This is a genomic window from Sphingomonas panacisoli (genome assembly GCF_007859635.1).
Taxonomy (GTDB): Bacteria; Pseudomonadota; Alphaproteobacteria; order Sphingomonadales; family Sphingomonadaceae; genus Sphingomonas; species Sphingomonas panacisoli.
The window spans coordinates 1,237,448-1,262,582 of the sequence record NZ_CP042306.1 but is presented as its reverse complement, the minus strand read 5'-3'; the positions used below and the strand labels follow the sequence as shown (position 1 = coordinate 1,262,582).

Here is a 25,135-nt window from a genome sequence, read left to right as displayed (position 1 = left end):
TTTCGCTACGTACGCCTTGGTGTGACGAAAATGTCATCGGCTCATATTCCCGAAGCGCACCAAACCCGATCCCGGAATCCGGGCAGCGGGACTGTCGTATCGGGAGCTACCGAAAGGTGCGTCAGTAGCCGTTGAGCGTGGCGAACCGGTCGCGCAGCGCGGCGGTGTTGCCCCACATCGCCTCGAGCACGCGCATCCGCTTCAGGTAGAAGCCGGCGTCATATTCGTCGGTCATGCCGATGCCGCCGTGCAGCTGGACCATCTCGCGGCTCATCAGATGCCCGACCTCGTTGGCTTTCACCTTGGCGAGGATCGCGGCCTGACGCGTATCGCCGCCACTGTCGATCGCGGCGAGCCCCGCCTCGACCGCCGAGCGCATCAGTTCGATGTCGCTGTACAGGTTCGCCATGCGATGCTGCAGCGCCTGGAACGTCGCAAGCACCTGGCCGAACTGGACGCGCTGCTTGAGGTAGGCGAGCGTCGTCTCGAACGCTTGCCCCGCCATGCCGAGCATCTCCGCCGCCGCCAACACGCGCGCGCGGTCGAGCACCTTGCCGAGCAGGTCGTCGCCACCGCCCGCCAGTTTGTCGGCATCGGCACTGTCGAAGCTCACCTCGGCATGGCTACGGAAATCGGTGAGATGGCGCCGCGAGCGTGAGACGCCCGCCGCGTCCCCCGCGACGAGATAAAGGCCGTCGGCCGCCGCGACCACGAACAGACCGGCGCTGTCGCCTTCGGCGACGAACGCCTTGGCCCCGCTCAGCTTGCCGCCCGACACGCTGGCCTTGATCGCGTCGGGATCGTGGCGCGGCCCCTCATCGACGGCGAGCGTCGCGACGATCTCGCCGCTGGCGATGCCGGGCAGCCACTTCTGCTTCTGCTCGTCGCTGCCGCCGAGCGCGATCGCCGATGCCGCCAGCGCCGACGCCGCGAGTGGGCTCGCGGTCACGGTCTTGCCGAGTTCCTCGATCACCAGGCCGAGGCTCAGCCAGCCGAAATCGGACCCGCCATAGGCTTCGGGGACGACGATCCCCGACCAGCCCATTTGCGCCATCTCGCCGTAGACCGAAGCGTCGAACCCCGCGCCATCATCGGCGTCGCGCACCTTGCGCCACGCATTCACGGGGCTTTCGTTCGACGTCCAATCGCGCGCCATGTCGCGGAGCATCGTCTGTTCTTCGCTGAGTACGGCCATCTTGTTTCTCTTTCGTCGCCCCGGCGGAGGCCGGGGCCGCTAAGTTGCGAACGGCTGACCTTGCGGCCAGCGGCCCCGGCATGCGCCGGGGCGACGGTTGCTACTGGTGATCCAGCATCCCCAAAATCCGCTTGGCGATGATGTTGTTCTGCACCTCGGTCGAGCCGCCATAGATCGTCGTCGCCTTGCCGAAGAGCCAGGCGCGGACGTTGTTGAGCTCTTCCTGCGAGTATCCCTCACCTTCCCAGCCGAGCCCCTGCAGCCCCTCGATCTCGATGATCAGTTCCGACCGTTCCTGGCCCAGCTTGGTGCCGATCGTCTTGAGGATCGACGACACTTCGCTGACCCCGCCCGCGGCCTTCGATTCCGCCATCACGCGCATCGCGGTGAGTTGGAACGCGCGCCAGTCCATTTCCCACTTCGCGATCCGCGCGCGCAGGTCGCGGTCGGCGATCTTGCCGTCCTCTTCGCCGACGAATTTCTTGGCGAGATCGGCGAGGCTCGGCCCCGACATCTGCAGCCGCGATCCGCCGCCCGACAGGTTGGTGCGCTCATGCTGGAGCAGGCGCTTGCCGATCGTCCAGCCCTGCCCTTCCTGGCCGACCAGATTCTCCTTCGGCACCTTCACGTCGGTGAAGAACGTCTCGCAGAACGGCGACATGCCGCTGATCATCTTGATCGGCTTCACCTCGACGCCGGGCGCGGTCATGTCGATCAGCAGGAAGCTGATGCCCTTATGCTTGTCCGATTTGTCGGTGCGCACCAGGCAGAAGCATTTGTCGGCCCATTGCCCGCCCGAGGTCCAGGTCTTCTGGCCGTTGACGACATAATGGTCGCCGGCGTCGGCCGCGAAGGTCTGGAGGTTGGCGAGGTCGGACCCGGCGTTCGGCTCCGAATAGCCCTGGCACCAGCGGACTTCGCCCATCGTGATGCCGGGGATGTGCTCGCGTTTCTGCTCCTCGGAGCCGTATTCGAGCAAGGTCGGGCCGAACATCATCACGCCCATGCCGCCGATCGGGTTCCACGCCCCGACCCGCGCCATCTCGTCGGCCAGCACGCGCGCCTCGGCCTTGCTCAGGCCGCCGCCGCCATATTCCTTGGGCCAGGTCGGCGTACCCCAGCCACGCTCGCCCATCGCCTTGCGCCACGCGGTCATTTCCGGCGTCTCGCGGGTCGGCCCCTCGACGCTGGCGAGCGCGTTGCCCTTGCCCTTCAGCGACGGCGGGAAGTTCGCCTCCAGGAAGCTGCGCACCTCGGCGCGGAAATCGTCGAGCGCACTGCCCGCCTGCGGTTCGGCCAAAGTCGCCATCGTCACTCTCCCGTCGCGCCATCCGAGTCAGCGCGCTCTCGATATTTTGAAATTGCGGTACGTTACCGCCCGCGTCAATCCCGTGTTTAGCGCATCGGCCCGCCCAGCGGCAGGTTCACTTGCTCCCGCGAGACCGCTTCGGCCTCGCGGGCGCGCAGAATGTCGAGATTGTCCTGATGTTTCTGCCGCGAGATGGGATAGAAGCACAGGATCAGCGCGCCGACCGTCCACAGCCCCATGGAGGCCGGGATGTAGTGAAGCATCAGGCTGCGAACCATCTCGTCGGTGACCGTGCCCGGCGCCGGCTTGGCGGGAAAATGCGACAGCGTCAGGATGACCCCGGTCGCCAGAATCCCAACTGCGGTCGAGCATTGCTGCATGAAGCTGGATGCCGCGAAGAACGTCCCCGAATCGCGCCGACCGGTGCGCACGGCGCTGTCTTCGACGACATCGGCGATCATCGCCGATGTGTTGATCAGCGAGATCGCGACCATCGCGCCATAGGTGACGTCGATGAACAGCAAGGTCGGCAACAGCCGCGGATCCCCGGGCAGCAGGAACCAGCCGTTGAGCGACAGTACCAACGGCGTCAGCCCCCAGGCGACGCCCAGGATCGCGAACACCATGGCGCTGGTCCGCTTGCCGAACCGGTTCGCGGCGATGGGCGCGAGCGGCCACGCGACGACCGCCGCCGCCACCCCGCCCAGGGTCAGGATCGACAGTTGGCCGGCGCCGAACTTCCAGAGATAGGTCCCGAAGAAGATGTTGATCCCGCTGTACAGGCCGATCGCGCTGTATTTGAACACGCCAAACCCGAAGATCGCGAGGAACGCGCGGTTGCTGAACGATCCCAGCATCTCGCGGACATGCGACAGCAACCCGCCGCCGCTGACCGTGAAGCTTTGCCGCAGCATGGGAATGCGGCTGTGGGTGCCGATCGCGGAGATCAGGATGACCGCGATCATGACCGCCGCCGCCGTCAGCACGAACGGCGGATAGGCGGCCGGGTTGAGCTGACCGGTCCGCGGGAAGGTCGGCGTCGCCCTGAAGAACGTCGCCAGCGCGACCGCGCTGAAGCCATAGGCGCCGACATAGCCGAACATGTAGCGCAGCGAGAACAGCCGCGAGCGCTCGCGATAATCGTCGGTCAATTCGGGCACCATCGCGTTTCCGGCAATCTCGAAGGCGCTGAGCGACGTACGCGTCAGCGCCGCCGTGGCGAATACCCAGAGACCGAGCATGAAGTTGCTGAGACCGCTCGGCGGAAACCAGGCAAGCGTGAAGAACAAAGCGACGGGAATGACCGAGCCGTACATGAACGGGTGCCGCCGCCCCCAGCGGCTCTTCGTTACATCCGACCAGCGCCCGATCAACGGATCGGCGACGGCGTCGACCACCAGCGTCAGCGCGATCGCGACCGACACGACGCCGGCGGGAATGCCGACGACCTGATTGTAGTAGAAGATCAGGAAGGTATTGAAGACCGCGCCCTTCAGTCCGGCGGCGACCGCGCCGATGCCGTAACTTATCCGCGTGCCGAGCCCGATCGGCGGCAGTTCCATTGCCTGCTCGCTCCGCGCGACGGGAACCGCATCGTTCGACGCCATCGTAGCCATCCTGCTCTCCTGCGCGCCGTCTCTGCGGCCATCGATTTCGAAACTGCGGTATGTTTTGAGCGAGGTCAAGGCACTTCCGTTACGGAACGAAGCCCGATAGGCTGATGCGATGACCGCAAAGTCGCTCCGCCACCGCGTTCGCCAGGCCCTGGAAGCCGTAGCGGAACCTGTACGCGCGCCGGCGATGCAGGCCTATATGAAGTCGGCCATGCCGTATCTCGGCGTGTCGAGCGTGCCGCGTCGCACGGCGCTCAAAACGGTGTTCGGCGGGCTCGATTGGGCCGACAGTGCGGCGTGGCAGAACGACGTATTGGCATTGTGGCGCGATGCCGAATTTCGCGAGGAACGCTACGCCGCGATCGAACTGTGCGCGGTAAAGGCGGCACGCCCGTTCCAGCGCATCGATGCGCTGCCGATGTATGAAGAGATGATCGTTTCCGGCGCATGGTGGGACTATGTCGACGAGATTGCTGGGCATCGGCTGTGGGTGCTGCTGCAGAACGATCGCGCGGCGATGACGAAACGCATGCTCGACTGGTCGACCGACGACGATATGTGGAAACGCCGCAGTTCGATCATCTGTCAGCTACCCGCCAAGGGCGCGACGGAACTCGACCTACTTTATCGTTGTATCGAACCGTCGATCGGCTCGACCGAATTCTTCCTGCGCAAGGCGATCGGCTGGGCGCTGCGCCAATATGCCTGGACCGACCCGGACGAGGTGGCGCGCTACGTCGCCGCGAACGAAGGCCGGCTGAGCGGGCTCAGCAAGCGCGAGGCGCTCAAGAATGGCGGCAAGCGGAGGATTGCCAAATAACCCTCTGTCATCCCCGCGAAAGCGGGGACCCATCTCCTGCGGCATCCACCATACCCAGGGCGTAATTTATGGCAGTGGTGAGAGATGGGCCCCCGCTTTCGCGGGGGTGACGGCTTGGTCGGTGGGCTAGCGACACTTTATGCTGTCCTACAGCCCACATCCTGTGACACATTCGTCTCGGATCGGCCGATCGGCACGCAATTGGCCGCAGTTCGCAGCGCACGTCCTGTGTCTTTCGTGACCTTCGGGCGATTTGGCGGGGGAGCAAGATGACATTCGAAAATCGCGCGATACCGATCGCGCTGGCCGCGGTGCTGATCGACACGATCGGATTCGGCATCATCATGCCGATCTTCCCGCAGCTAATCACGCAGCTCGGCCATATCGACCTGGAACAGGCGACGCGCGTCGCGGGCTACATGCTCGTCGTCTTTTCGGTGATGCAGTTCTTTGCCGGGCCGGTGCTCGGCAACCTCTCCGACCGGTTCGGGCGGCGCCCGATTCTGATGACGTCGATGCTGTGTTTCGGGATCGACTATGCGCTGATGGCGTGGGCGCCGACGTTGGCCTGGCTGTTCCTCGGACGCGCGATCGCGGGTACGGCGGGCGCGGTCTACGGCCCCGCCGGATCGGTGATTGCCGACGTGACACCGCCCGAAAAGCGCGGTGCGGCGTTCGGCTTGATCGGGTTCGCGTTCGGCGTGGGGTTCATCCTGGGTCCGGCGATCGGCGGCGTACTCGCGCAGTTCGGGTCGCGCGCGCCGTTCATGGCGGCGGCGGCCCTCGCGCTGATCAACGCGGTGACGATGTATTTCCTGATGCCAGAAACGCTCAAGCCGGAAAATCGCCGTGAATTCCACCTCCGCGACGCGCACGTCATCGGCGCGTTCCGGCCGCTGTTCCATGCCGGCAACGCCGCGCCACTGCTGCTCGCGTGGTTCCTCTGGCAGCTCGGTCATATGGTCTATCCGGCGACCTGGTCGTTCTGGGCGGCGATCAAGTTCGGCTGGGACGCCAAGGCGATCGGCTGGAGCCTCGCCTTCGTCGGCGTGATCATGGCGTGCGTGCAGGGCGGGCTGACCGGGCCGGTGATCAAGCGCTTCGGCGAGCGCAAGGCGATCGTGTTCGGGATGATCTCAGCGGCGACCGCTTTCTATCTGTTCGCTTTCGCGACCGCGGGGTGGCAGGCGTACGTACTGATGGCGATCAGCGCATTCCAGGGGTTCGTTTTCCCCTCGTTCAACGGCCTGCTGTCGCGGATGGTCGACGCCAAGCACCAGGGTGCGTTGCAGGGCGGGATCGGCAGCATGGGGAGCGTGTCGTCGATCCTCGGGCCGTTGCTGTTGACTCAGGCGCTGGCGAGCGGGGTCGATCACGGCTTTGCTGGCGCGAACTTCCTGCTCGCGGCGGTGCTGGCGACTGCGGCACTGGCGATCGTGGTGTGGAAGGTGCTCGATCGAGTGCCCGGCAAACCGACGTCGCCAGTGTCACCCTAGTGTCAACTTAGCCCTCTTTTCCCGGCCGCCGGGTCAGCGCCATGTCGAGATGCCCGCCGGCATCGATTGTCGTCGTCTCGCCGGTGATCGACCGCGACAGGGGATCGAGCAGATGGACGATCGGCCCGGCGATCTCGTCCGGCCCGGTCGCGAACCCCATCGGCACGCGGCTCGCGATGTTCTGGTTGAGCTTCTCGAACCCCTCCGCGCCCAGCCGTTTTTCGAACCAGCCGGTGCCGACATAGCCCGGCGCGACGGCGTTGACCCGGATCTTGGGCGCCAGCACGCGCGCTAAGCTCTTGGTCATGGTGATCAGCGCGCCCTTCGACGCGGCGTAGGCAACCGACGACCCCATGCCGAACAGCCCGGCGACGCTGGCGACGTTGACCACGGCGGAGGCATCCTGCTCCCGCATCGCCGGGGCGCAGGCACGAACCATCTGGAACGCCGCGATCGTGTTGAGGCGGTAGATGTCGACGAAGTCCTCGGCGTCGAGTGCGTCGAGATCCTCGTGGTTGGCGAACTTGGTGCGCCCGGCATTGTTGACCAGGAAATCGATCCGCCCGAACGCGTCGATCGCCGCCTGCGCCAGCCCCTTACACGCCGCATCTTCGACGATGTCAGCCTGAATGGCGATCGACCCGTTCCCCGCGGCCGCCGCGACCGCTTCCGCGTCGTCCTTGCTCGACGCATAGTTGACCACGCACCGAACCCCACGCTCGGCGAGCATGCGCACGACGCTCGCGCCGATCCCCGTCCCGCCGCCGGTGACGATTGCGACCCGTCCGTCGAAGCCCGCACTCATGCCTGCGCACTCGGCCGGGCGGAGACACGCTCGTGCCATGCCTTCAAATGCGGCACGTCGCCGGGCATCTCGACCCCGATGAACTTGGCGAAATCGATCGTCGTCAGCAGGATGATATCGGCCATCGAATACGCCTCCCCTGCCAGGAACGCCCGGTCGGCCAATACGGTATCGAACTCGCGCATCACCGCATCGATCCGCGGCCGATTGCTCTCGCCGAATTCGGTATATTGATGCGGCACGACGCGCGCGGTCAGCGGGTGGGTATGGACCCAGACATTGGCGATCGGCGTCATCAACCGCAATTCGGTGCGCCGGATCATCTGGTCGACCTCCGCCGCGTCGCGCGGCGTCGCGCCGAACATCGGCGTCTCGGGATGCAGATGTTCGAGGTAGCGGCAGATCGACACGCTCTCGGTGATCACGCTACCGTCGTCGAGTTGCAGGCACGGCGTCTGCCCCATCGGGTTGACCGCCAGATATTCCGGCGCCTTATGCTCGCGCTTGAAGATCTCGACCTGTTGGGTCGGCAGCTCGATCCCCTTCTCGGCGGCGAAGATGCGGACGCGGCGCGGATTGGGTGCCGGATTTCCGGTATTGTAGAACAGCATCTCTCACCCCTCGATTCCGTTTTTCGAATTTCGCGTATGGTATTTGCCGATGCCTTCGCTTAGCGCAAGGCACATGAGCGCCGCCGATCTTCTCACCAGCGATTTCGCCGTCCTGCCCGACATCCTGCGCGCTCACGCCGCGGAACAGCCCGACAAGATCGCGGTCGCGGATGCGGTCTCGACGCTATCCTATGCCGAACTCGACGCGCTGATGGATCGCATCGCGGCGGCCCTGCAGCGCGACGGCGTTAGGCAGGGTCAGTCGGTGGCGATCGTTGCCTCCGCCTCGGTCGAATATGCCGCCGTCTTCATGGGCACGCTCCGAGCGGGATGCGTCGCAGCCCCGCTCGCGCCCTCGTCCACGCCCGAATCGCTCGCGGCGATGATCGCGGATTGCGGCGCGCCGATCGTCTTCGTCGATGGCGAGAATGCCGCGGCAATCGCCGGCCAAGATATCGCGGCGAAGCAGGTCCGGCTCGACACGGAGGAATTTCGCGACTGGCTCGCGCCGGAGGGCGCTAAGCCCGTGCCGGTGACGATCGGGCCGGAGGACGGCTTCAACATCATCTACTCCTCCGGCACGACCGGCACGCCCAAGGGAATCGTCCAGTCGCACCGCATGCGCTGGTCGCACATCGGACGCAATTCGGCGGGCGGGTATGGCGATGCGGTGACGATGAACTCGACCCCGCTCTATTCGAACACGACCCTGGTCAGCTTCCTGCCGACGCTGGCATGGGGCGGGACGTCGGTGCTGATGAAGAAGTTCGACGCGCGCGGTTTCCTCGCACTCGCCGAGCAGCACCGCGCGACGCACGCCATGCTGGTGCCGGTGCAGTATCAGCGCCTCATGGCGGTGCCCGACTTCGACAGCTTCGATTTGTCGAGCTTCGTCATGAAGACCTCGACCAGTGCCCCCTTCTCGGCCGCGCTGAAGGCCGACATCGTCGCGCGCTGGCCCGGCCGACTAGTCGAATTCTACGGCATGACCGAAGGCGGCGCATCGACCGGGCTCGACTGCACGGCGTTTCCCGACAAGCTCCACACCGTCGGCCAGCCCTTTCCAGGCCACGACATGCGGCTGATCGACGACGACGGCAACGAAGTGCCGCAGGGCGAAACCGGCGAGGTCGTTGGGCGCTCGCCGGCGATGATGACGGGCTATCACGGCCGCCAGCAAGCGACCGCCGACGCCGAATGGTACGACAAGCAGGGCAATCGCTACATCCGCCATGGCGACATCGGCCGGTTCGACGAGGACGGCTTCCTGATCCTGATGGACCGCAAGAAGGACCTGATCATCTCGGGCGGGTTCAACATCTATCCGGTCGATCTGGAAGCGGTGTTGAAGCAGCATCCCGCCGTGCAGGAATGCACCGTGATCGGCGTGCCGTCGGAGGCATGGGGCGAGACGCCGGTCGGATTCTACGTGCCGAACACCGGAATCGATGCCGGCGCCGACGAGATCATGGCGTGGACCAACGCCCAGCTCGGCAAGACGCAGCGACTGTCGGCGCTGCACGCGATCGACGAACTGCCGCGCAGCGCGATCGGAAAGGTATTGAAGCGCGAGTTGCGCGACCGGCTGGCCGCCGAAGCGACATAAGGGGGACGCATGCCGGGACTGAAGGCGATCATCGACGCGCTGGAGCCGATCGACGGCGGCTGGCGGGGGAGCATTCCCGATACTTGGCTGCAGGGGCGCACGAGCTATGGCGGACTGTCCGCCGCGCTGGCGCTGCATGTCGCGCAACGATCGGATGAGGATCTGCCGCCGCTTCGCTCGGCTTTGGTCGCGTTCATCGGGCCGCTGTCGGGCGAGATCACGATCCGCGCCACGCGCCTGCGTCGCGGCCGCAACGCCGCGTTCATTCAGGCCGACGTCGAGAGCGATGCCGGCCTCGGGCTGCGCGCGACGTTCGTGTTCATGGGGACGGTCGAGTCGAAGGTGACGTACGAAGTCGGCAACGCGCCCGACTTCGCTTGTCCCACGCCCGACGACACCACGTTCAAGGGTGAGAACTCCGCGTTCTTCATCCAGAACTTCGAGCTGCTCGATCGCCGCGATGCGACGGTCGGCCCGACCGAATGGCTGCGCTGGGTCCGGTTGCAGGAACGCGACGGCCTCGACCCGATGGTGGAGTTGGTCGCGATCGCCGACTGCCTTCCGCCCGCCGCGCTGAAGTTGGTCGGCGGTCCTGCGCCGGTCAGCTCGATGACCTGGCAGCTCAACGTTCTCGGTCCCCAGCCGCGCACCACGGATGGCTGGTGGCTGCTGCGGGCGAATGCCGATTATGCCAAGGATGGCAGTTCGAGCCAGGAAATGGCGATCTGGAACGCCGACGGGCAGCCGATCGCAGAGCAGATGCAGAGCGTGGCTATTTTTGCCTGAGCCTGCCGTGGCGAACCCGCGTCGTTGGACGGATTACTGCGCATCCGCCGGCCGGGTTCGGCGCCGGGCGGGAAATAGCGGGGCTATTCGCTGCGCCGAGCCGCGACAATTTACGACAATTTCGTCGTGGACTGACACGCCTGCGTGACGAAGGGTGGCGATAAGCACAGGCGTTAGGGAAACATCCCGCCCCTGTTGAGGATCCGTCATGAATCGCACTGCCCTCGCCGCTATCCTGGCCACCGCCGGCTTCGTCGCCGTGGCCGCCGGCCCGCTTTCCGCCCAAACCGCTCCCATGCCTGCACCGCAGGACAATGCCGACCGCACCATCACGCGCGACGAGGCGATGGCGCAGGCCGATGCCCGCTTCGACCGGATGGATGTCAATAAGGACGGCAAGCTCGACGCGACGGAAATGACGATGCGCCGCCAGCCCGCGACGGCGTCGGGTGCAACGCCGCCGGCCGCCGCCGATGGCGCCGCGACACCCCCCGCGCCGGGCAGCCGGATGATGGCGCGGCTGGACACCAACGGCGACGGCACGATCGATCGCGCCGAATTCCGCGCGCAAGCCGCACGCCGGTTCGACCGAATGGACGCCAACAAGGATGGCAAACTCGATCCCGCGGAGCGCCAGGCAGCGCGCGACGCGATGGGTATGCGCCGGGGCGGCGCGGGTGGCGATACGCCTCCGCCGCCGGCCGACGCGCCGAAACCAGATGCCGGGCAATAATCCCCATTTGTCCCGGCTGCCGGGCGGGCGCCCCTCCTCGCCCGCCCGGCATTGCCTTTCCCCCGACGCGACGATCGCCTAGCAAATCCCGATGAGTGGTCTTCCCCACATCCTGCTGGTCGATGACGAGCGCTCGATCCGCGAGCCGCTTGCGCAATATCTGACCAAGCAAGGCTTTCGCGTGACGCAGGCCGGCGACGCCGAGGGCGCGCGGGCGCGGATGGCGGCCTATGCGATCGACCTCGTGATCCTCGACATCATGATGCCGGGCGAGGATGGGTTGAGTCTCTGCCGCCACATCCGCGCGTCGGGCGACATCCCTGTGATCCTGCTGACCGCCAAGAGCGAGGAAACCGACCGCATCGTCGGGCTCGAAATGGGCGCGGACGATTATGTCGTGAAGCCGTTCTCCCCGCGCGAACTCGCGACCCGCGCGAAGGTCATCCTGCGCCGCGCCGCCGCCGGAGGTAGCCGCCAGCATGCACCGGAAAGCGGTTCCTACGCGTTCGGCGGCTGGGTACTGAAAACCGGCGAGCGCGCATTGGTCGACCGCGAGGGTGTGTCGGTGCCGCTGTCGACCGGCGAGTACAACCTGCTCCTCGCTCTTGCGTTGCGGCCGCGTCAGGTACTGACCCGCGACCAGCTGCTCGACCTGACCCAGGGTCGCGAAGCGATGGCGTTCGACCGCGCGATCGACAACCAGGTCAGCCGGCTCCGCCGCAAGATCGAACCCGATCCCAAGAATCCCGAACTGATCAAGACGGTATGGGGCGGCGGCTATACGCTCGCCGCCGAGGTTACCCGTCTTTGAGGCTCTGGCCGCGCAATTTGCCGGGACAGATGGCCGTGCTGGTCGCGCTCGCGCTATTCGTGGCGCAGGCGATCAACTTCGGCCTGACTCTGCACGATCGCCAGGCTTTCCGGCTAGAGCAGGTGGTCGGGCCGACCGCATCGCGACTGATCGATGCGGCGCAGGGCCAGCGCAATCGCGATATCTCCGCCACCGAGCCGAGCGACGGTTCGCCCTGGGACCGATTCCGCTCCAGGCCTTGGCCGACCAACCCGATCGAAAATGGACTCCGGCGCCGCGCCGATGTCGAGGAAGGTTTGCGTCAGAGGCTGATCGAAGCAGGCCTCCCGATCGGACAGGTCGTGACCGGCATCCGCCCGATCCGTGCCGACGATCCTCGGCTGAAGCGCATGTCGCATTATCGTGAGCAACGCTTCCGCGCCGCGGAGGGCGAGTTGCTGATCGCGATCGAGCAGCCCGGCGCGGGCTGGTGGACGACCAGCGTACCCTGGCAGGATTCCGATTGGCCGATCGTATCGCGACTGATCGGCCAGACGCTGGTCCTGTACGTCATCGTGCTTCTGCCGGTGCTGTGGGCGGCGCGGCGGATCGCGCGACCGTTGCGCATGCTGACCACGGCTGCCGAGGGCTTCCACCCTGCCGATAAGCAAGGCCCCATCGAGGAAAGCGGACCGCACGACGTCCGAACGCTGATCGCTGCGTTTAATCAGTTGCGAACGCGGGTGATGGCAATGCTCGACGAAAAGGACCGCATGCTCGGCGCGATCGGACACGATTTGCGTACCCCGCTGGCTGCATTGCGGGTGCGGATCGAGTCCGTCGAGGATGACGACGACCGTACCAAGATGGCCGACACGATCGACGAGATGAACGGCACGCTCGACGACATCTTGTCCCTCGCGCGGCTGGGGCGGCCGAGCGAGCCGCTGACCGAGGTCGACGTCGCGGCTTTGGTCGATGCGGTGGTCGAGGACTTCCGCGATCTCGGCAAGCCGGTGAGTTACGAGGAGGCGGCGCGGTTGCCGATGCGGCTGCGGCCGTCATTGATCCGCCGCGCGGTGCGCAACCTCATCGAGAATGCGGTGAAATATGGCGGCAGCGCCGACGTGTCGCTCACTGCGACCGCGCATGCCGTACGGATCACCGTCGCCGACAAGGGTCCCGGCATCCCGCCCGAGCGGGTGGGCGAAGTGTTCGAGGCGTTCACGCGGCTCGAGGGGTCGCGCAACAAGGAGACCGGCGGGATCGGCCTCGGCCTTGCCCTCGCCCGCGCGATCGTGCGCGAGGCAGGCGGCGATATCGACCTGGCGAACCGCCCCGAAGGCGGGCTCGCCGCGACGATCACGCTGCCGCGTTAGGTTCGCTCCGCACCAGCAACATCGCCGCCGCCGCCATCGTCATCACGACGGCTGCACACGCCATCGTCCAGATCGGCTCCGTGGGAAACCAGGCATGAATGACGGCACCCATCACCGTCGCCACGACAAGTTGCGGCAGCACGATAAAGAAGTTGAAGATGCCCATGTAAATCCCGAACTTTTGCGGCGGGAGGACGCTGGCGAGGATGACATAAGGCATAGTCAGGATGGACGCCCATGTCAGACCGATCCCGACCATTGGCAGCAAGAGCGTCTGTTGATTGCGGATCACCAGCAACGAGGCAAAGCTGGCCGCGCCGATCAAAAGACAGATCATGTGTGTGCGCGGTGCGCCAATCCGCCTAGCCAGCACCGGCAGAACGAACGCCGCGAGCGCGGCCACGCCGTTATAGACCGAGAACAGTACGCCGACCCAATCGGCGCCATCATTATAGGCCTTCGCCGCCGCGTCCGTGGAATGGAATACGTATTGGGCGACGACCGGGGTGGTGTAGATCCACAGAACGAAAAGGGCGAGCCAGGAAAAGAACTGCGCCAGCGCCAGCCGCCACATCTGGCCGGGCATCCGCACGAGATCGCTCATGATCTGTACAAGCGCATTTTCTAATCGCGCACGGATCATACCGGACGCCGCGAGCATCAAGACGCCACCGCCGATGAACAGGCCGCCGAGTACGTAAAGGTCGCGTTCCAAAGACCAGCGGTAAATCGTGCCAGTAAGAAGTGCGCCGAGAAAAATCAAAACCACGCCTGCGGTTGTCAGGATCTTGGGCAGCGACGCGTCGGAAAACGACGATGCATGATATTGGGCTTGCGCATCGCCGAACGCCTGCATCTGCTCGGGCGGATATTCGCGGGTCGTCAGCACCGTCCACAGCACCGCGCCGAAGATCGCGACCGCGCCGAGATAGAAGGAATAGCGTACCGAATCCGGGATGCCGCCGGCTGCCGCGACGTTGCTGACCCCCAGCTTCGCCATCGCGAACGGCGCGAGGCTGCCGACCACCGCGCCGGCGCCGATGAAGGCCGTCTGGAAAGCGTAGCCCGCGGTGCGCTGCGACGGCGCGACCATGTCGCCGACGAAAGCGCGGAACGGCTCCATCGACACGTTGATCGATGCGTCGAGCATCCACAGCAACAGCGCCGCCGCGATCAGCACGCTGGCGTTGGGCATGCCCAACAGCGCCAACGCGGCAAGTATCGCCCCTGCGAGGAAATATGGCCGCCGCCGTCCGAACCGTCCCCACGTCCGGTCGCTGAAATGTCCGATGATCGGCTGAACTAGCAGCCCCGTCACCGGCCCCGCGATCCACAGCAACGCCAGGCTGCCGACATCGCTGCCGAGCGACTGGAAAATCCGACTGACGTTCGCATTCTGCAGCCCGAACGCGATCTGGATGCCGAAGAATCCGAACGAGATATTCCACAACCCGCGCCAGCTCTGTCGCGGCTTTTCCGACGTCATCGCGTCCATCACTTCGCCTCGGCAGTCGAGCGGCGCACGATCAGCCGCGGGGGCAGCATCACCGCTTCGGTAGGCTGTGCACGGATGCGGCGGAGCAAGGTGTCGACCAGCATCTCGCCCGCCTTGGCGTAATCCTGCGCGATCGTGGTCAACGGCGGGTGCGACAGGCTGGCGGCGGGGATGTCGTCGAACCCGACCACCGACACGTCGCGTGGCACGTTGAAGCCTGCCTCTTCCAGCGCGCGCATCGCGCCGATCGCGATCAGGTCGCTGGCGGCGAAGATCGCATCGAATGCAATGTCGCGCCCGATCAGTTTCTGCGCGGCTTCGTAGCCCGACGCTTCGGTCGTGATTGCATCGACTTGCAGGCCGAGATCGGGGTCGATCCCCGCCTCGCTCATCGCGGCGCATGCGCCGCGATAGCGTTCGCGGAGTTCTGGCGAATGGCTCGACACTTGCCCCAGGAAAGCGATGCGTCGGCGGCCGAGCCCGATCAGATGCCCCGCCGCGTCGCGCCCGCCGCGGAAATTGTCGCACCCGATCGTCGTCCCCGGCTGGCCCGGTTGAACCGATCCCCAGCGCACGAAATGCGTCCCCTGCGCTTCCAGCTGTTCGATCCGCGCGTGATAGGTTTCGTAGTCGCCATACCCGAGCAGGATGATGCCGTCCGCCTTGTGGCTGTCCTCGTAATCGACGTGCCAGTTCGACGAGAGTTGCTGGAACGAGGTCAGCAGATCGTATCCGCGGAGCGAACAGGTCCGTGCGATCGAACCCAACATCGACAGGAAGAATGGGTTGATCAGCGAATCGTCCGGTGTCGGATCCTCGAAAAACAACAGCGCCAGCGTGTTGGTATGGCGGCTGCGCAGCGACGATGCGTTCTTGTCGACCTTGTAATTGAGTTGCGCCGCGATCGCCTCGATGCGCTTGCGCGTCGCTTCGCTGACGGTCGGGTCGCCGCGGAGCGCGCGCGAGACGGTCGGCTGCGACACGCCGGCGCGCTGCGCGATATCGAATGAAGTCGGCTTGTCGGTCAGCACCGCGCGACGATTCCTCCCGCTCCCGGTCGTCGGACGCGGCCGGTTTGGCGCGAGTGTAGCGGCGCGACTGGCGGCGCGATAGGTCCCGCGCGCGTAATCGGTATCGGACAAGCTCCCCTCCCGCCCGCCCTCTTTTGATGGAGCGGTATCGCCGATGCTAAGCGAGCGTCGCGCCGCCCGATACGCCGCCGCATACGTATTCGCGGCGCGCGTGCGGATTGGCATGGCACAAGGGCAAAAAACGGGAGGACAGGATGCTGAAACCGATCGCGCTGGCGCTGCTCGCGAGCCTGATGACCGCGCCCGCTCTCGCTGCGACCAAAGCCGCCGATCCTTACACGCCCAGGCCCTACGTCACGCTGAAGCATCCCGCCTGGTCGAAGGACGCGGTGCTGTACCAGCTCAATACCCGCCAGTTCACGCGCGAGGGCACGTTCAAGGCGGCCGAAGCGCAACTGCCGCGGCTCAAGGCGCTCGGCATCGACATCATCTGGCTGATGCCGATCAACCCGATCGGCGTGGAAAACCGCAAGGGAACGCTGGGCAGTCCCTATTCGGTGAAGGATTATTACGGCGTGAACCCGGAGTTCGGGACGCTCGCCGACCTCAAGTCGTTCGTCGCGGCCGCGCACAGACAGGGCATGCACGTCATCCTCGACTGGGTCGCTAACCACACGGCGTGGGACAACCCGATCCACAAGCTCCACCCCGATTGGTACGAACACGACTGGAAGGGCGCGAACCGGCCGACGCCGTGGTGGGACTGGTCGGACATCATCGATCTCGATTATTCGAAGCCCGCCTTACGCCGCTACATGACCGACGCGATGAAATATTGGGTGCGCGCCGCCGATATCGACGGTTTCCGCTGCGACGTCGCCGGCTACGTCCCGCTCGATTTTTGGGAGAATGCCCGCGCCGAGCTCGACCGGATCAAGCCGGTCTTCATGCTCGCCGAATTCGACCAGCGCGACGTCCATCGCAAGGCGTTCGACGCCAGCTATGCGTGGAAATGGAATAACGCGATGGCCGATATCGCGGTCGGGAAGGCCGATGTCGGCGCGCTGTTCGGCTATTATTCGGAAACCGAAAGCGCCTGGCCCGACGCCGCGATGCGCATGACCTATACCGAGAACCACGACCAGAATGCGTGGGAAGGCACCGAATTCGAACGCTTCGGCAAGGCGCTGCCCAACGCAATCGTCCTGTCCTTCGTCGGAGAAGGCATTCCGCTGATCTATAACGGTCAGGAAGCGGGTAATCCGAAACGCCTGAAGTTCTTTGAACGCGACCCGATCGAATGGCGTGATCACCCGAATAACGATCTGTTCAAGCGCCTGATCGCCTTCCGCAAGGCACATCCGGCGCTGTGGAACGCGCCGTGGGGCGCCGCGATGACTCCGGTGGTCAATACCGCGCCGACCAAGGTGCTGTCGTTCGTCCGCGCCAAGAACGGCGACAAGGTGTTCGCGCTGTTCAACCTGTCCGGCGACACGCAGACGATAAGCTTCACCGACGGCCCGAGCGACGGCAGCTACGTGGACTTCGCCGACAGTACGCCGCAGACGATCACGCGATCGTCCAGCGTAAAGCTAGCGCCGTGGAGCTACCGCATTCTCGCCGCACCGCGCTAATTACTACCGATGCATGCGTGCAACACTCCGCAATGCATAGTTTCGAATACGTATGCGGCCGCCTTGGCCGCTTATCGCCCCCATTTTAAGCGCAACAAATCTGCAACGCGCCGTGTGGGCGCGCGCCGAAGCCAAAGATGGCCGGTCGCAAGGGGAGGAATTGATGACTGGTTTCCGTAACAATCGCCGCAACGGCCTTGCGCTGCACGTGAGCGCCCTCGCGCTGGCCGGCGCCCTCGCGACGGTGGCCTCGCCGGCCCTGGCGCAGGACGCCCCTGCCCCCGCTCCGGCCGATCAGGCGACCGACGACACCGGCCCCGACATTGTCGTCAGCGGTTTCCGCGCGGCTCTCGCCAGCGCGACCGCGAAGAAGAAGAATTCCGAACAGGTCGTCGAATCCGTTTCGGCGGAAGACATCGGCAAGCTGCCCGACAACGGCATCGGTGAATCGATCGCTCGCCTTCCCGGCATTTCGTCGCAGCGCAACGCCGGTCGCGCGAACATTATCTCGATCCGCGGTTTCGGCCCGGACTTCTCGACCACGACGTTGAACGGCCGTCAGCAGACCACGACGAACGACAGCCGCGCGGTCGAATTCGACCAATATCCGTCGGAAATCCTCGCCGGCGTCGATGTCTACAAGACCGCCGCAGCCGACAAGACGTCCGGCGGCCTGGTCGGCACCATCGACCTGCGCACCATGCGCCCGCTCGAAGTCGGCAAGCGCATCATCGCGGTCGGCGTGCGCGGCACCTATGTCGATCAGAAGCTCGATCCGAATTCGAGCGACAAGGGCTTCCGCGCGTTCGCGACCTATGTCGATACGTTCGCGGATGGCAACGCAGGTATCGCGCTGTCGGCGGCCTATACCGACGAACCGTACCAGACCCGCGACTTCAACGCCTGGGGCTTCGGCGGCTATCCCGGTGGCGCGCAGGGCATGAACGGCATCAAGACCTGGGTCGAAACCGACAAGCTGAAGCGCTTCGGCATCAACGGCACGTTCCAGGCCCGCGCCGGCAACAACGTCACGATCACGATGGACGCGTTCTATTCGCGCTTCACCGACAAGATCGATCAGCGCGGCTTCGAAATGCCGTTCAACTGCGGCGGCGGTTGCGGCCACGATGCGATTTCGAACGTGACCGCCTCGAATGGCTTGGTCACGTCGGCGACGATCGCCGGCACGCCGATCATCGAAAACTACGCCAACGACCGCAAGGCCGACCAATATTCGCTCGCCGGCAACCTGGCGTGGAAGAATGACGGCTGGTCGGCGATGATCGACGCGAGCTGGTCGCGAACCGACCGCACCGACGATTCGCTACAGACGACCGCCGGCCTCGGCCGCGCGCTGCCGGCCGCGACCGCGGTGGTATCGTACACCGCGACGCCGAAGGGCCCGCAATTCACCAGCAATTATAACGGCGCCAGCAGCGCGCTGGTGCTGACCGACGTCGAAGGCTGGAGCGGCTCGCCGGTTCAGGCCGGTTACGACAATTTCCGCCGCACGAGCGACGATCTGTTCGAAGCCCGGGCAGAGATCGAGCGCGAGATCGGCGGGTTCGTCAAGTCGATCAAGGCCGGCGCAGACTTCACGAAGCGCACCAAGACGCTCAGCGCGCAGGAAGGCTATCTGAGCCCGCCGGGCGGCGCGAACACGGCGGCGATCCCGTCCAACCTGCGCCTCGAGCCCGTGACGCTCGACCGCGGTCTCGGTCCGCTTGTATCCTTCGATCCGCGCGCGCTCGTCCCCGCCGGCGTGCTGGTCTACACGGCCAACACCTTCGGCGCGAGCAAAGGCTACAATATCGGCGAAGACGTCTGGACGCCCTATGCGATGGCGACGCTCGACGCAGACCTCGGTTCGTCGAAGCTGACCGGCAATATCGGTGTTCAGGGTGTTTACACCCGGGTGACGTCGAGCGGACAGGCCTTCCCGACGGTCAAGGACGACTATTGGATGGTCCTGCCGAGCCTGAACCTCAACCTGCGCACCGCCAGCGACTTCGTCATCCGCTTTGCGGCGTCGAAGGAAATGATGCGGCCGCGCCTGCCCGACCTGAACAACGTCATCAGCTACGGCATCGATCGCACCCGGAGCCCGATCGTCTTTTCGGGCAGCGGCGGCAATCCGACGCTGCGGCCGTACCGCGCGACCGCGTTCGATCTGAACTTCGAAAAGTATTTCGGGTCGAAGGGCTATCTGGCGATCCAGTTATTCTACAAGAACATCGACAACTACATCGCCAACGGCTTCACGGCGAACTTCGACTATTCCGGCTTCCCGCCGGTGCCGGGCAATCCGCAGCCGGCAACGCCGATCGGTATCCTGTTCGCCAACGTCAACACCAAGGGCGGGCATATGGACGGCGTCGAAGTCGCCGGCACGTTGCCGTTCGACGTCTTCTCCAACGCTTTGTCGGGCTTCGGCCTGACCGGCGGCGCCGGTTACACCGAAACCAAGGTCAAGGATTTCAACGGCAATCCGTCGGTCATTCCGGGCTATTCGAAGTGGGTCGCCAGCGCGACGTTGTTCTTCGAAAAGTACGGCTTCAGCCTGCGCGGCAGCATGCGCTACCGTTCGTCGTACCTGGGCGACTTCTCGCTCTACAGCGGCGGTCTCGATCGCCAGACGGTGCTGGGCGAGACGATCTACGACGCGCAGATCGGCTACGACTTCTCGTCGGGGTCGCTCAAGGGTCTGTCGCTCTACGTGTCGGGCCAGAACCTGACCGACACGCGGTCGGCGACGCTGGGCATCGTCACCCAGCCGCTCTCCTACCTGAAATATCAGAGCTATGGCCGCCGAATCGTGGCGGGTGCGACCTTCAAGTTCTGATGACACGAACAGCCTCGCCGGGTAGCTCCGGCGAGGCGGATCGTTGGTAAAGGCAGGACATGAGTGAACGAACGCCCCTCGACATCGTCATTGCGGGCGGCGGGACGGCTGGGTGGACGGCCGCCGCGACGCTGGCGCGGTTCCTCGGCAACTACGCCACGATCACGCTGGTCGAATCCGACGCGATCGGCACGGTGGGTGTCGGCGAAGCGACGATCCCGCAGATCCACAATCTGATCGTCGGGCTCGGCCTCGACCAGGCCGAGTTTCTCCGCGCCACCAACGCGACCTTCAAGCTCGGGATCGGGTTCAACGATTGGCTGCGTCCCGGCCACTCCTATTTCCACAGCTTCGGCCAGGTCGGGCGCGGCGTCGGGCTCATCCCGTTCCGCCAGCTTTGGTTGCGCGCGCGCGGCTTGGGCCAAGCGGGCGATTACGGCGACTACAGCTTGAATGTCGCCGCGGCCCGGCTCGGCCGCTTCGCGATTAGCGAGGACGGCGCGACGGATCTTGCTTACGCCTACCACTTCGACGCGACTTTGTTCGCGCAGATGCTGCGGCGCTATTCGGAAGATCGCGGCGTGCGCAGGGTCGAGGGGCTGATCGAAAGCGTCGAACGCGACGCGGACACCGGCGACATAAGGGCGCTGAAGCTCGACGGCGATCGGCGCGTCGCGGGTACGCTGTTCATCGATTGCACCGGTTTTCGCAGCCTGTTGCTCGGCGATGCGCTCGGCGTGTCGTTCATCGACTGGCGCCGCTATCTGCCCTGCAACACCGCTCTCGCCGTGCCGAGCGAGAATCCTTCCGCCCTCCGCCCGTTCACGCAATCGACCGCGCGGCCGGCCGGATGGCAATGGCGCATCCCGCTCCAGCATCGCACCGGCAACGGCCACGTCTTCTGCTCCGAATTCATGTCGGTCGACGAAGCAAGCGCGCTACTCCTCGCCAACGTCGAAGGCACACCGCTCGCCGATCCGCGCCCGGTGCGGTTCGTCAGCGGGCACCGCGAGCAATTCTGGTCGCACAATTGCGTCGCGCTGGGCCTAGCCGCGGGGTTCATGGAGCCGCTCAGAATCGACCAGCATCCACCTCGTCCAATCCGGGATCGGACGCTTGCTCAACGTGGTGGCCGGTGACCTATCCGACGTCACCACCGCGCGTGACACGTTCAACCGCCTCTCGACGATCGAGTGGCAGCGCGTACGCGACTTCATCGTGCTGCACTATGTCGCCAACGAGCGTATCGGCGAGCCGTTCTGGGATCATTGTCGCGGCATGGAATTGCCCGCGACGCTCGCCGAAAAGATCGCGCTGTTCCGCGAAGGCGGCGCGTTTATGCGCGAGGAGGACGAACTGTTCCTCGACGACAGTTGGGGTCAGGTGATGATCGGCCAGGGGATCATGCCGCGCGGCTGGTCGCCGCTTGCCGACAACGTCAAGGCGGCCGATCTCGGTCCTTTCCTCGATACGATCGCCAAGGCATGCCGCGTGAAAGCTGAAACGCTGCCCGAGCATCGCGATTTCGTCGCGGCGATGACCGGCCAATCACTGGAGAAAAACGCATGATCCGCCGCGGGTTGATCGCCGCCCTGCTGGCCTCGTCGCTCGTGCAGCCGGCGGTGTCGGCTCCTGCCCCCGCCGCGTCGTATCGCGACCGCCTGCCCGAGGACGAGGTTATCTATTTCGTCCTCCCCGATCGGTTCGAAAATGGCGATCCGAAGAACGATCTCGGCGGACTGAAAGGCGGCCGGCTGACCACCGGCTTCGATCCGGCCGCCAAGGGATTCTATCACGGCGGCGACCTTAAAGGGCTGATCAAGCGGCTCGACTATATCCAGGCACTCGGCGCGACGGCGCTATGGGTCGGGCCGATCTTCAAGAACAAGGCCGTCCAGGGTCCGCTCGGCGACGAGAGCGCCGGCTATCACGGCTACTGGATCACCGACTTCACGCAAGTCGATCCGCATTTCGGCACCAATGCGGACTTCAAGGCGCTGGTCGATGCGGCGCATGCTCGCGGGATGAAGGTCTATATGGACATCATCGCCAACCACACGGCCGACGTGATCAAGTATCGCGAGTGCGTCGCCGATAAGCCGTGCGCGTATCGCACCCGCGCCGATTATCCGTACACACGGCGCGGCGGGATCGGCGGACCGGCGATCAACCCGGCGTTTCTGGGCGACAATTACGACAAGCTGACCGATCCGACCTGGGCCTACACGCCGTACCTCCCCAAGGGCGAGGAGAAGGTGAAGGTCCCGGCCTGGCTCAACGATCCCATCTATTATCACAACCGGGGCGACTCGACCTTTTCGACCGAGGACTCGCAACTCGGCGACTTCTCCGGCCTCGACGATCTGATGACCGAGAACCCGCGCGTGATTGCGGGGATGATCGACATCTACGGTAAGTGGATCGACGATTTCGGCGTCGACGGCTTTCGCATCGACACCGCGCAGCATGTCGATGCCAAGTTCTGGCAGGCGTTCGTCCCGGCGATGCTGGCGCGAGCGAAAGCGAAGGGCATTCCGAACTTCCACATCTTCGGCGAAGTGTTCACCGATCAGCTCGACCCCGCGCGCCTCGCCGAGCACACCCGCGTCGATAAGCTGCCCGCCGTCCTCGACTTCGCTTTCGCGCGCGCGGTGATCGACACGGTCGGCGGGACGGCGCCGACCAACGAGCTGTTCCGGCTGTTCTTCGCCGATCCGATCTACGAAAACGGCGAAGCGGGCGCCCGCACCCTCCCCACCTTCCTCGGCAATCACGACGCCGGTCGGTTCGCGATGTTCGTCAAGAAAGGCTTCCCGAACGCGAGCGACGACGAACTGCTCAAACGCGTAATGCTCGGCCATGCGATGCTGCTGACACTGCGTGGCGTGCCGACGATCTACTATGGCGACGAACAGGGCTTCCTGAGCAAGGGTGGCGATCAGCTCGCGCGCGAGGACATGTTCGGCAGCAAGGTCGCGCTTTATAACGAAGAGACCTTGCTCGGCACGACCAAGACGACGGCGACGCCGAGCTTCGGCACCGATAATCCGATCTTCCGGCTGATCGCTGAGCTGTCGCGCATCCGGACGAGCCATCGCGCACTGACCCGCGGACGGCAGGAACTGCGTGCCTGGGGCGACAAGCCGGGATTGTTCGCCGTGTCGCGGTTCGATCCGGATACGGGCAAGGAAGTGCTGATCGCATTCAACACCTCGACCGCGCCGATCTCCGCGAATGTGCTGGTCGATCAGGCATCGACGGCGTTCGCGCCGCTCCACGGTAAGTGTGCAACCGCCGCCAGCGCACCGGGCAGCGTCAAGGTCGATCTCGGCCCGCTCGATTTCATCATCTGCGAGGCCAAGTGAACGAAGTGTCCCGTCTGACCGCGCTCGACGCGACTACGCGCGAATGGTGGCGCGGTGCGGTGATCTACCAGATCTACCCGCGCAGCTTCGCCGATTCGAACGGTGACGGGATCGGCGATCTGCCCGGCATCACCGCGCATCTCGATCATGTCGCGAGCCTAGGCGTCGACGGCATCTGGCTGTCGCCCTTCTTCACCTCGCCGATGCTGGATTTCGGGTATGACGTCGCCGACTATTGCGACGTCGATCCGATCTTCGGCACGCTCGCCGATTTCGACGCGCTGATCGCCCGCGCGCACGAACTCGGGCTCAAAGTGTTGATCGATCAGGTCTATTCGCATTCGAGCGATCGGCATCCCTGGTTCCTCGAAAGCCGCGCCGACCGCGCCAATCCGAAGGCCGACTGGTACGTCTGGGCCGACGCCAAGCCCGATGGATCGCCGCCCAACAACTGGCAGTCGGTATTCGGCGGCCCCGCCTGGACCTGGGATGCGCGGCGTTGCCAATATTACATGCACAATTTCCTGCCGGAACAGCCGCAGCTCCATGTGCACAATCCCGCGGTGCAGGACGCGCTGCTAGCCACCGCCAAATTCTGGTTCGACCGCGGCGTCGACGGGTTCCGCATCGATGCGATCAACTTCGCGATGCACAACCCGGCGCTGACCGACAATCCGCCCGCGCCGCCGGGGCCGCGAACGCGGTCGTTCGATTTCCAGCTGCACGTCCACAATCAGAGCCAGCCCGAACTGCCGCTATTCCTCGAACGGCTGCGCGCGCTGGCCGATCGCTACGGCGCGACGTTCACGGTGGCGGAAGTGGGCGGCGCACATCCCGAGGCGGAGATGCACGCCTTCACGGAAGGCAATCGCAGACTCAATTCGGCGTACGGCTTCAACTTTCTTTACGCCGACAAGCTGACCCCCGGCCTCGTCCGCGATGCGCTCGCGCAATGGCCGCAGACGCCCGGCGCCGGCTGGCCGAGCTGGGCATTCGAGAATCACGACGCTCCGCGGGCGATTTCCCGCTGGGTCGCGCCCGAGCATCGCGCGGCCTTCGCGCGGCTTAAGCTGCTGCTGCTGATGTGCCTGCGCGGCAATCTGTTCCTGTACCAAGGCGAGGAGCTCGGGCTCACGCAGGTCGATATCCCGTTCGACGCGCTGCAGGATCCGGAGGCAATCGCCAACTGGCCACTGACCTTGTCGCGCGACGGCGCGCGGACGCCGATGCCGTGGCAAGGCAATCCCAACGACCATGCCGGTTTCTCGACCGCGACGCCGTGGCTGCCGATCGGCGAGGACCACCTCGCGCTCGCGGTCGACCGGCAAAATGGCGATCCCGCTTCGTTGCTCAACCTGACGCGTCGTCTGATCGCATTTCGGCACGCCAGCGAAGCGCTGATGACGGGCGACGTAACGATCCTGGCGGCAACCGACAGCTTGCTCGCGTTCGAGCGGACGGCCGGTGCGGAGCGCTTACTCTGCGTGTTCAACCTGGCGTTCGAGCCGGCCGATTGGGCGCCCGCCGAACCGAGCCAGTGGCGCGCGGTGCAAACCGTCGGCGCGGTGGATGGTTGGCGGGTCGGCGGTTATGCGGGAATGATCGCGACGCGGGTTTGAGGAGAC

Annotated in this window: 20 protein-coding genes; 13 read left to right on the top strand and 7 right to left on the bottom strand. The window is 65.1% G+C overall.

The window, feature by feature from the left end; genetic code table 11:
- Positions 1–121 precede the first annotated feature (121 nt).
- The 3 genes from FPZ24_RS06420 to FPZ24_RS06410 form a co-directional block, all read right to left on the bottom strand.
- Positions 122–1,195 (bottom strand): acyl-CoA dehydrogenase family protein, encoded by a 1,074-nt coding sequence (locus FPZ24_RS06420; protein ID WP_146570297.1) that lies wholly within the window; start codon positions 1,193–1,195, stop codon positions 122–124.
- Positions 1,196–1,295: 100 nt separating this feature from the next.
- Positions 1,296–2,504, bottom strand: a complete 1,209-nt coding sequence (locus FPZ24_RS06415; protein WP_146570296.1) for an acyl-CoA dehydrogenase family protein — start codon at positions 2,502–2,504, stop codon at positions 1,296–1,298.
- Positions 2,505–2,590: 86 nt separating this feature from the next.
- Positions 2,591–4,120: an MFS transporter gene (locus FPZ24_RS06410; RefSeq protein WP_240047644.1), complete on the bottom strand. Its 1,530-nt coding sequence runs from the start codon at positions 4,118–4,120 to the stop codon at positions 2,591–2,593.
- 109 nt (positions 4,121–4,229) lie between these two features.
- On the opposite strand from FPZ24_RS06410, the gene FPZ24_RS06405 reads away from it, so the two are divergent.
- Both FPZ24_RS06405 and FPZ24_RS06400 read left to right on the top strand, forming a co-directional pair.
- Positions 4,230–4,937 (top strand): DNA alkylation repair protein, encoded by a 708-nt coding sequence (locus tag FPZ24_RS06405; protein WP_146570295.1) that lies wholly within the window; start codon positions 4,230–4,232, stop codon positions 4,935–4,937.
- A gap of 269 nt (positions 4,938–5,206) precedes the next feature.
- Positions 5,207–6,433 (top strand): TCR/Tet family MFS transporter, encoded by a 1,227-nt coding sequence (locus FPZ24_RS06400; protein WP_186729099.1) that lies wholly within the window; start codon positions 5,207–5,209, stop codon positions 6,431–6,433.
- Between the two features lie 7 nt (positions 6,434–6,440).
- Here the strand turns inward: FPZ24_RS06400 and FPZ24_RS06395 are convergent, their stop codons facing one another.
- Positions 6,441–7,238 carry an SDR family NAD(P)-dependent oxidoreductase gene (locus FPZ24_RS06395; RefSeq protein ID WP_146570294.1) on the bottom strand — a complete coding sequence of 266 codons (798 nt, stop codon included), beginning with the start codon at positions 7,236–7,238 and terminating at the stop codon, positions 6,441–6,443.
- On the bottom strand, positions 7,235–7,849 hold the full coding sequence (locus tag FPZ24_RS06390) for a glutathione S-transferase family protein (protein ID WP_146570290.1): 615 nt from the start codon (positions 7,847–7,849) through the stop codon (positions 7,235–7,237). Before FPZ24_RS06390 ends, FPZ24_RS06395 begins: the two co-directional genes overlap by 4 nt.
- A 73-nt stretch (positions 7,850–7,922) precedes the next feature.
- Between FPZ24_RS06390 and FPZ24_RS06385 the strand changes: the two genes are divergently transcribed.
- The 5 genes from FPZ24_RS06385 to FPZ24_RS06365 all read left to right on the top strand — a co-directional run bounded on the left by FPZ24_RS06385 (position 7,923) and on the right by FPZ24_RS06365 (position 13,143).
- The gene (locus FPZ24_RS06385; protein ID WP_146570288.1) at positions 7,923–9,455 is read left to right on the top strand and encodes a class I adenylate-forming enzyme family protein; all 1,533 of its coding nucleotides are present in this window, start codon (positions 7,923–7,925) and stop codon (positions 9,453–9,455) included.
- Positions 9,456–9,464: 9 nt separating this feature from the next.
- Positions 9,465–10,241, top strand: coding sequence for a thioesterase family protein (locus FPZ24_RS06380; protein WP_146570287.1), 777 nt, complete (start codon positions 9,465–9,467; stop codon positions 10,239–10,241).
- Between the two features lie 208 nt (positions 10,242–10,449).
- Complete coding sequence (locus FPZ24_RS06375) at positions 10,450–10,974, top strand: EF-hand domain-containing protein (RefSeq protein ID WP_240047643.1); 525 nt, start codon at positions 10,450–10,452, stop codon at positions 10,972–10,974.
- 91 nt (positions 10,975–11,065) lie between these two features.
- Positions 11,066–11,785, top strand: a complete 720-nt coding sequence (locus FPZ24_RS06370; RefSeq protein WP_146570286.1) for a response regulator — start codon at positions 11,066–11,068, stop codon at positions 11,783–11,785.
- Between the two features lie 29 nt (positions 11,786–11,814).
- Entirely contained in the window at positions 11,815–13,143 is a 1,329-nt protein-coding gene (locus FPZ24_RS06365; protein ID WP_146570284.1) for a sensor histidine kinase, read from the top strand.
- Here the strand turns inward: FPZ24_RS06365 and FPZ24_RS06360 are convergent.
- Complete coding sequence (locus FPZ24_RS06360) at positions 13,127–14,638, bottom strand: MFS transporter (RefSeq protein ID WP_146570282.1); 1,512 nt, start codon at positions 14,636–14,638, stop codon at positions 13,127–13,129. The two genes, FPZ24_RS06365 and FPZ24_RS06360, sit on opposite strands and share 17 nt — an antisense overlap.
- A complete protein-coding gene (locus FPZ24_RS06355; protein ID WP_240047690.1) occupies positions 14,638–15,666 on the bottom strand; it encodes a LacI family DNA-binding transcriptional regulator in 1,029 nt (342 codons plus the stop codon). Before FPZ24_RS06355 ends, FPZ24_RS06360 begins: the two co-directional genes overlap by 1 nt.
- Before the next feature lie 257 nt (positions 15,667–15,923).
- Between FPZ24_RS06355 and FPZ24_RS06350 the strand changes: the two genes are divergently transcribed.
- The 6 genes from FPZ24_RS06350 to FPZ24_RS06330 all read left to right on the top strand — a co-directional run bounded on the left by FPZ24_RS06350 (position 15,924) and on the right by FPZ24_RS06330 (position 25,129).
- Positions 15,924–17,303 carry an alpha-amylase family glycosyl hydrolase gene (locus tag FPZ24_RS06350; protein ID WP_146570278.1) on the top strand — a complete coding sequence of 460 codons (1,380 nt, stop codon included), beginning with the start codon at positions 15,924–15,926 and terminating at the stop codon, positions 17,301–17,303.
- Between the two features lie 163 nt (positions 17,304–17,466).
- Positions 17,467–20,145 (top strand): TonB-dependent receptor, encoded by a 2,679-nt coding sequence (locus FPZ24_RS06345; protein ID WP_146570275.1) that lies wholly within the window; start codon positions 17,467–17,469, stop codon positions 20,143–20,145.
- Positions 20,146–20,204: 59 nt separating this feature from the next.
- Positions 20,205–21,284, top strand: a complete 1,080-nt coding sequence (locus tag FPZ24_RS06340) for a tryptophan halogenase family protein (RefSeq protein WP_275669361.1) — start codon at positions 20,205–20,207, stop codon at positions 21,282–21,284.
- The gene (locus tag FPZ24_RS17760; RefSeq protein WP_275669370.1) at positions 21,271–21,714 is read left to right on the top strand and encodes a tryptophan 7-halogenase; all 444 of its coding nucleotides are present in this window, start codon (positions 21,271–21,273) and stop codon (positions 21,712–21,714) included. Before FPZ24_RS06340 ends, FPZ24_RS17760 begins: the two co-directional genes overlap by 14 nt.
- Positions 21,711–23,510 (top strand): alpha-amylase family glycosyl hydrolase, encoded by a 1,800-nt coding sequence (locus FPZ24_RS06335; protein WP_146570273.1) that lies wholly within the window; start codon positions 21,711–21,713, stop codon positions 23,508–23,510. Before FPZ24_RS17760 ends, FPZ24_RS06335 begins: the two co-directional genes overlap by 4 nt.
- Positions 23,507–25,129 carry an alpha-glucosidase gene (locus tag FPZ24_RS06330; protein WP_240047642.1) on the top strand — a complete coding sequence of 541 codons (1,623 nt, stop codon included), beginning with the start codon at positions 23,507–23,509 and terminating at the stop codon, positions 25,127–25,129. The genes FPZ24_RS06335 and FPZ24_RS06330 overlap by 4 nt, the downstream gene beginning before the upstream one ends.
- Positions 25,130–25,135: the final 6 nt, after the last annotated feature.

What these genes read in the sequence shown, in the direction of transcription:
- FPZ24_RS06420 (WP_146570297.1), bottom strand. Translation starts at nt 1,195, where the DNA reads ATGGCCGTACTCAGCGAAGAACAGACGATGCTCCGCGACATGGCGCGC.
- FPZ24_RS06415 (WP_146570296.1), bottom strand. Translation starts at nt 2,504, where the DNA reads ATGGCGACTTTGGCCGAACCGCAGGCGGGCAGTGCGCTCGACGATTTC.
- FPZ24_RS06410 (WP_240047644.1), bottom strand. Translation starts at nt 4,120, where the DNA reads ATGGCTACGATGGCGTCGAACGATGCGGTTCCCGTCGCGCGGAGCGAG.
- FPZ24_RS06405 (WP_146570295.1), top strand. Translation starts at nt 4,230, where the DNA reads ATGACCGCAAAGTCGCTCCGCCACCGCGTTCGCCAGGCCCTGGAAGCC.
- FPZ24_RS06400 (WP_186729099.1), top strand. Translation starts at nt 5,207, where the DNA reads ATGACATTCGAAAATCGCGCGATACCGATCGCGCTGGCCGCGGTGCTG.
- FPZ24_RS06395 (WP_146570294.1), bottom strand. Translation starts at nt 7,238, where the DNA reads ATGAGTGCGGGCTTCGACGGACGGGTCGCAATCGTCACCGGCGGCGGG.
- FPZ24_RS06390 (WP_146570290.1), bottom strand. Translation starts at nt 7,849, where the DNA reads ATGCTGTTCTACAATACCGGAAATCCGGCACCCAATCCGCGCCGCGTC.
- FPZ24_RS06385 (WP_146570288.1), top strand. Translation starts at nt 7,923, where the DNA reads ATGAGCGCCGCCGATCTTCTCACCAGCGATTTCGCCGTCCTGCCCGAC.
- FPZ24_RS06380 (WP_146570287.1), top strand. Translation starts at nt 9,465, where the DNA reads ATGCCGGGACTGAAGGCGATCATCGACGCGCTGGAGCCGATCGACGGC.
- FPZ24_RS06375 (WP_240047643.1), top strand. Translation starts at nt 10,450, where the DNA reads ATGAATCGCACTGCCCTCGCCGCTATCCTGGCCACCGCCGGCTTCGTC.
- FPZ24_RS06370 (WP_146570286.1), top strand. Translation starts at nt 11,066, where the DNA reads ATGAGTGGTCTTCCCCACATCCTGCTGGTCGATGACGAGCGCTCGATC.
- FPZ24_RS06365 (WP_146570284.1), top strand. Translation starts at nt 11,815, where the DNA reads ATGGCCGTGCTGGTCGCGCTCGCGCTATTCGTGGCGCAGGCGATCAAC.
- FPZ24_RS06360 (WP_146570282.1), bottom strand. Translation starts at nt 14,638, where the DNA reads ATGGACGCGATGACGTCGGAAAAGCCGCGACAGAGCTGGCGCGGGTTG.
- FPZ24_RS06350 (WP_146570278.1), top strand. Translation starts at nt 15,924, where the DNA reads ATGCTGAAACCGATCGCGCTGGCGCTGCTCGCGAGCCTGATGACCGCG.
- FPZ24_RS06345 (WP_146570275.1), top strand. Translation starts at nt 17,467, where the DNA reads ATGACTGGTTTCCGTAACAATCGCCGCAACGGCCTTGCGCTGCACGTG.
- FPZ24_RS06340 (WP_275669361.1), top strand. Translation starts at nt 20,205, where the DNA reads ATGAGTGAACGAACGCCCCTCGACATCGTCATTGCGGGCGGCGGGACG.
- FPZ24_RS06335 (WP_146570273.1), top strand. Translation starts at nt 21,711, where the DNA reads ATGATCCGCCGCGGGTTGATCGCCGCCCTGCTGGCCTCGTCGCTCGTG.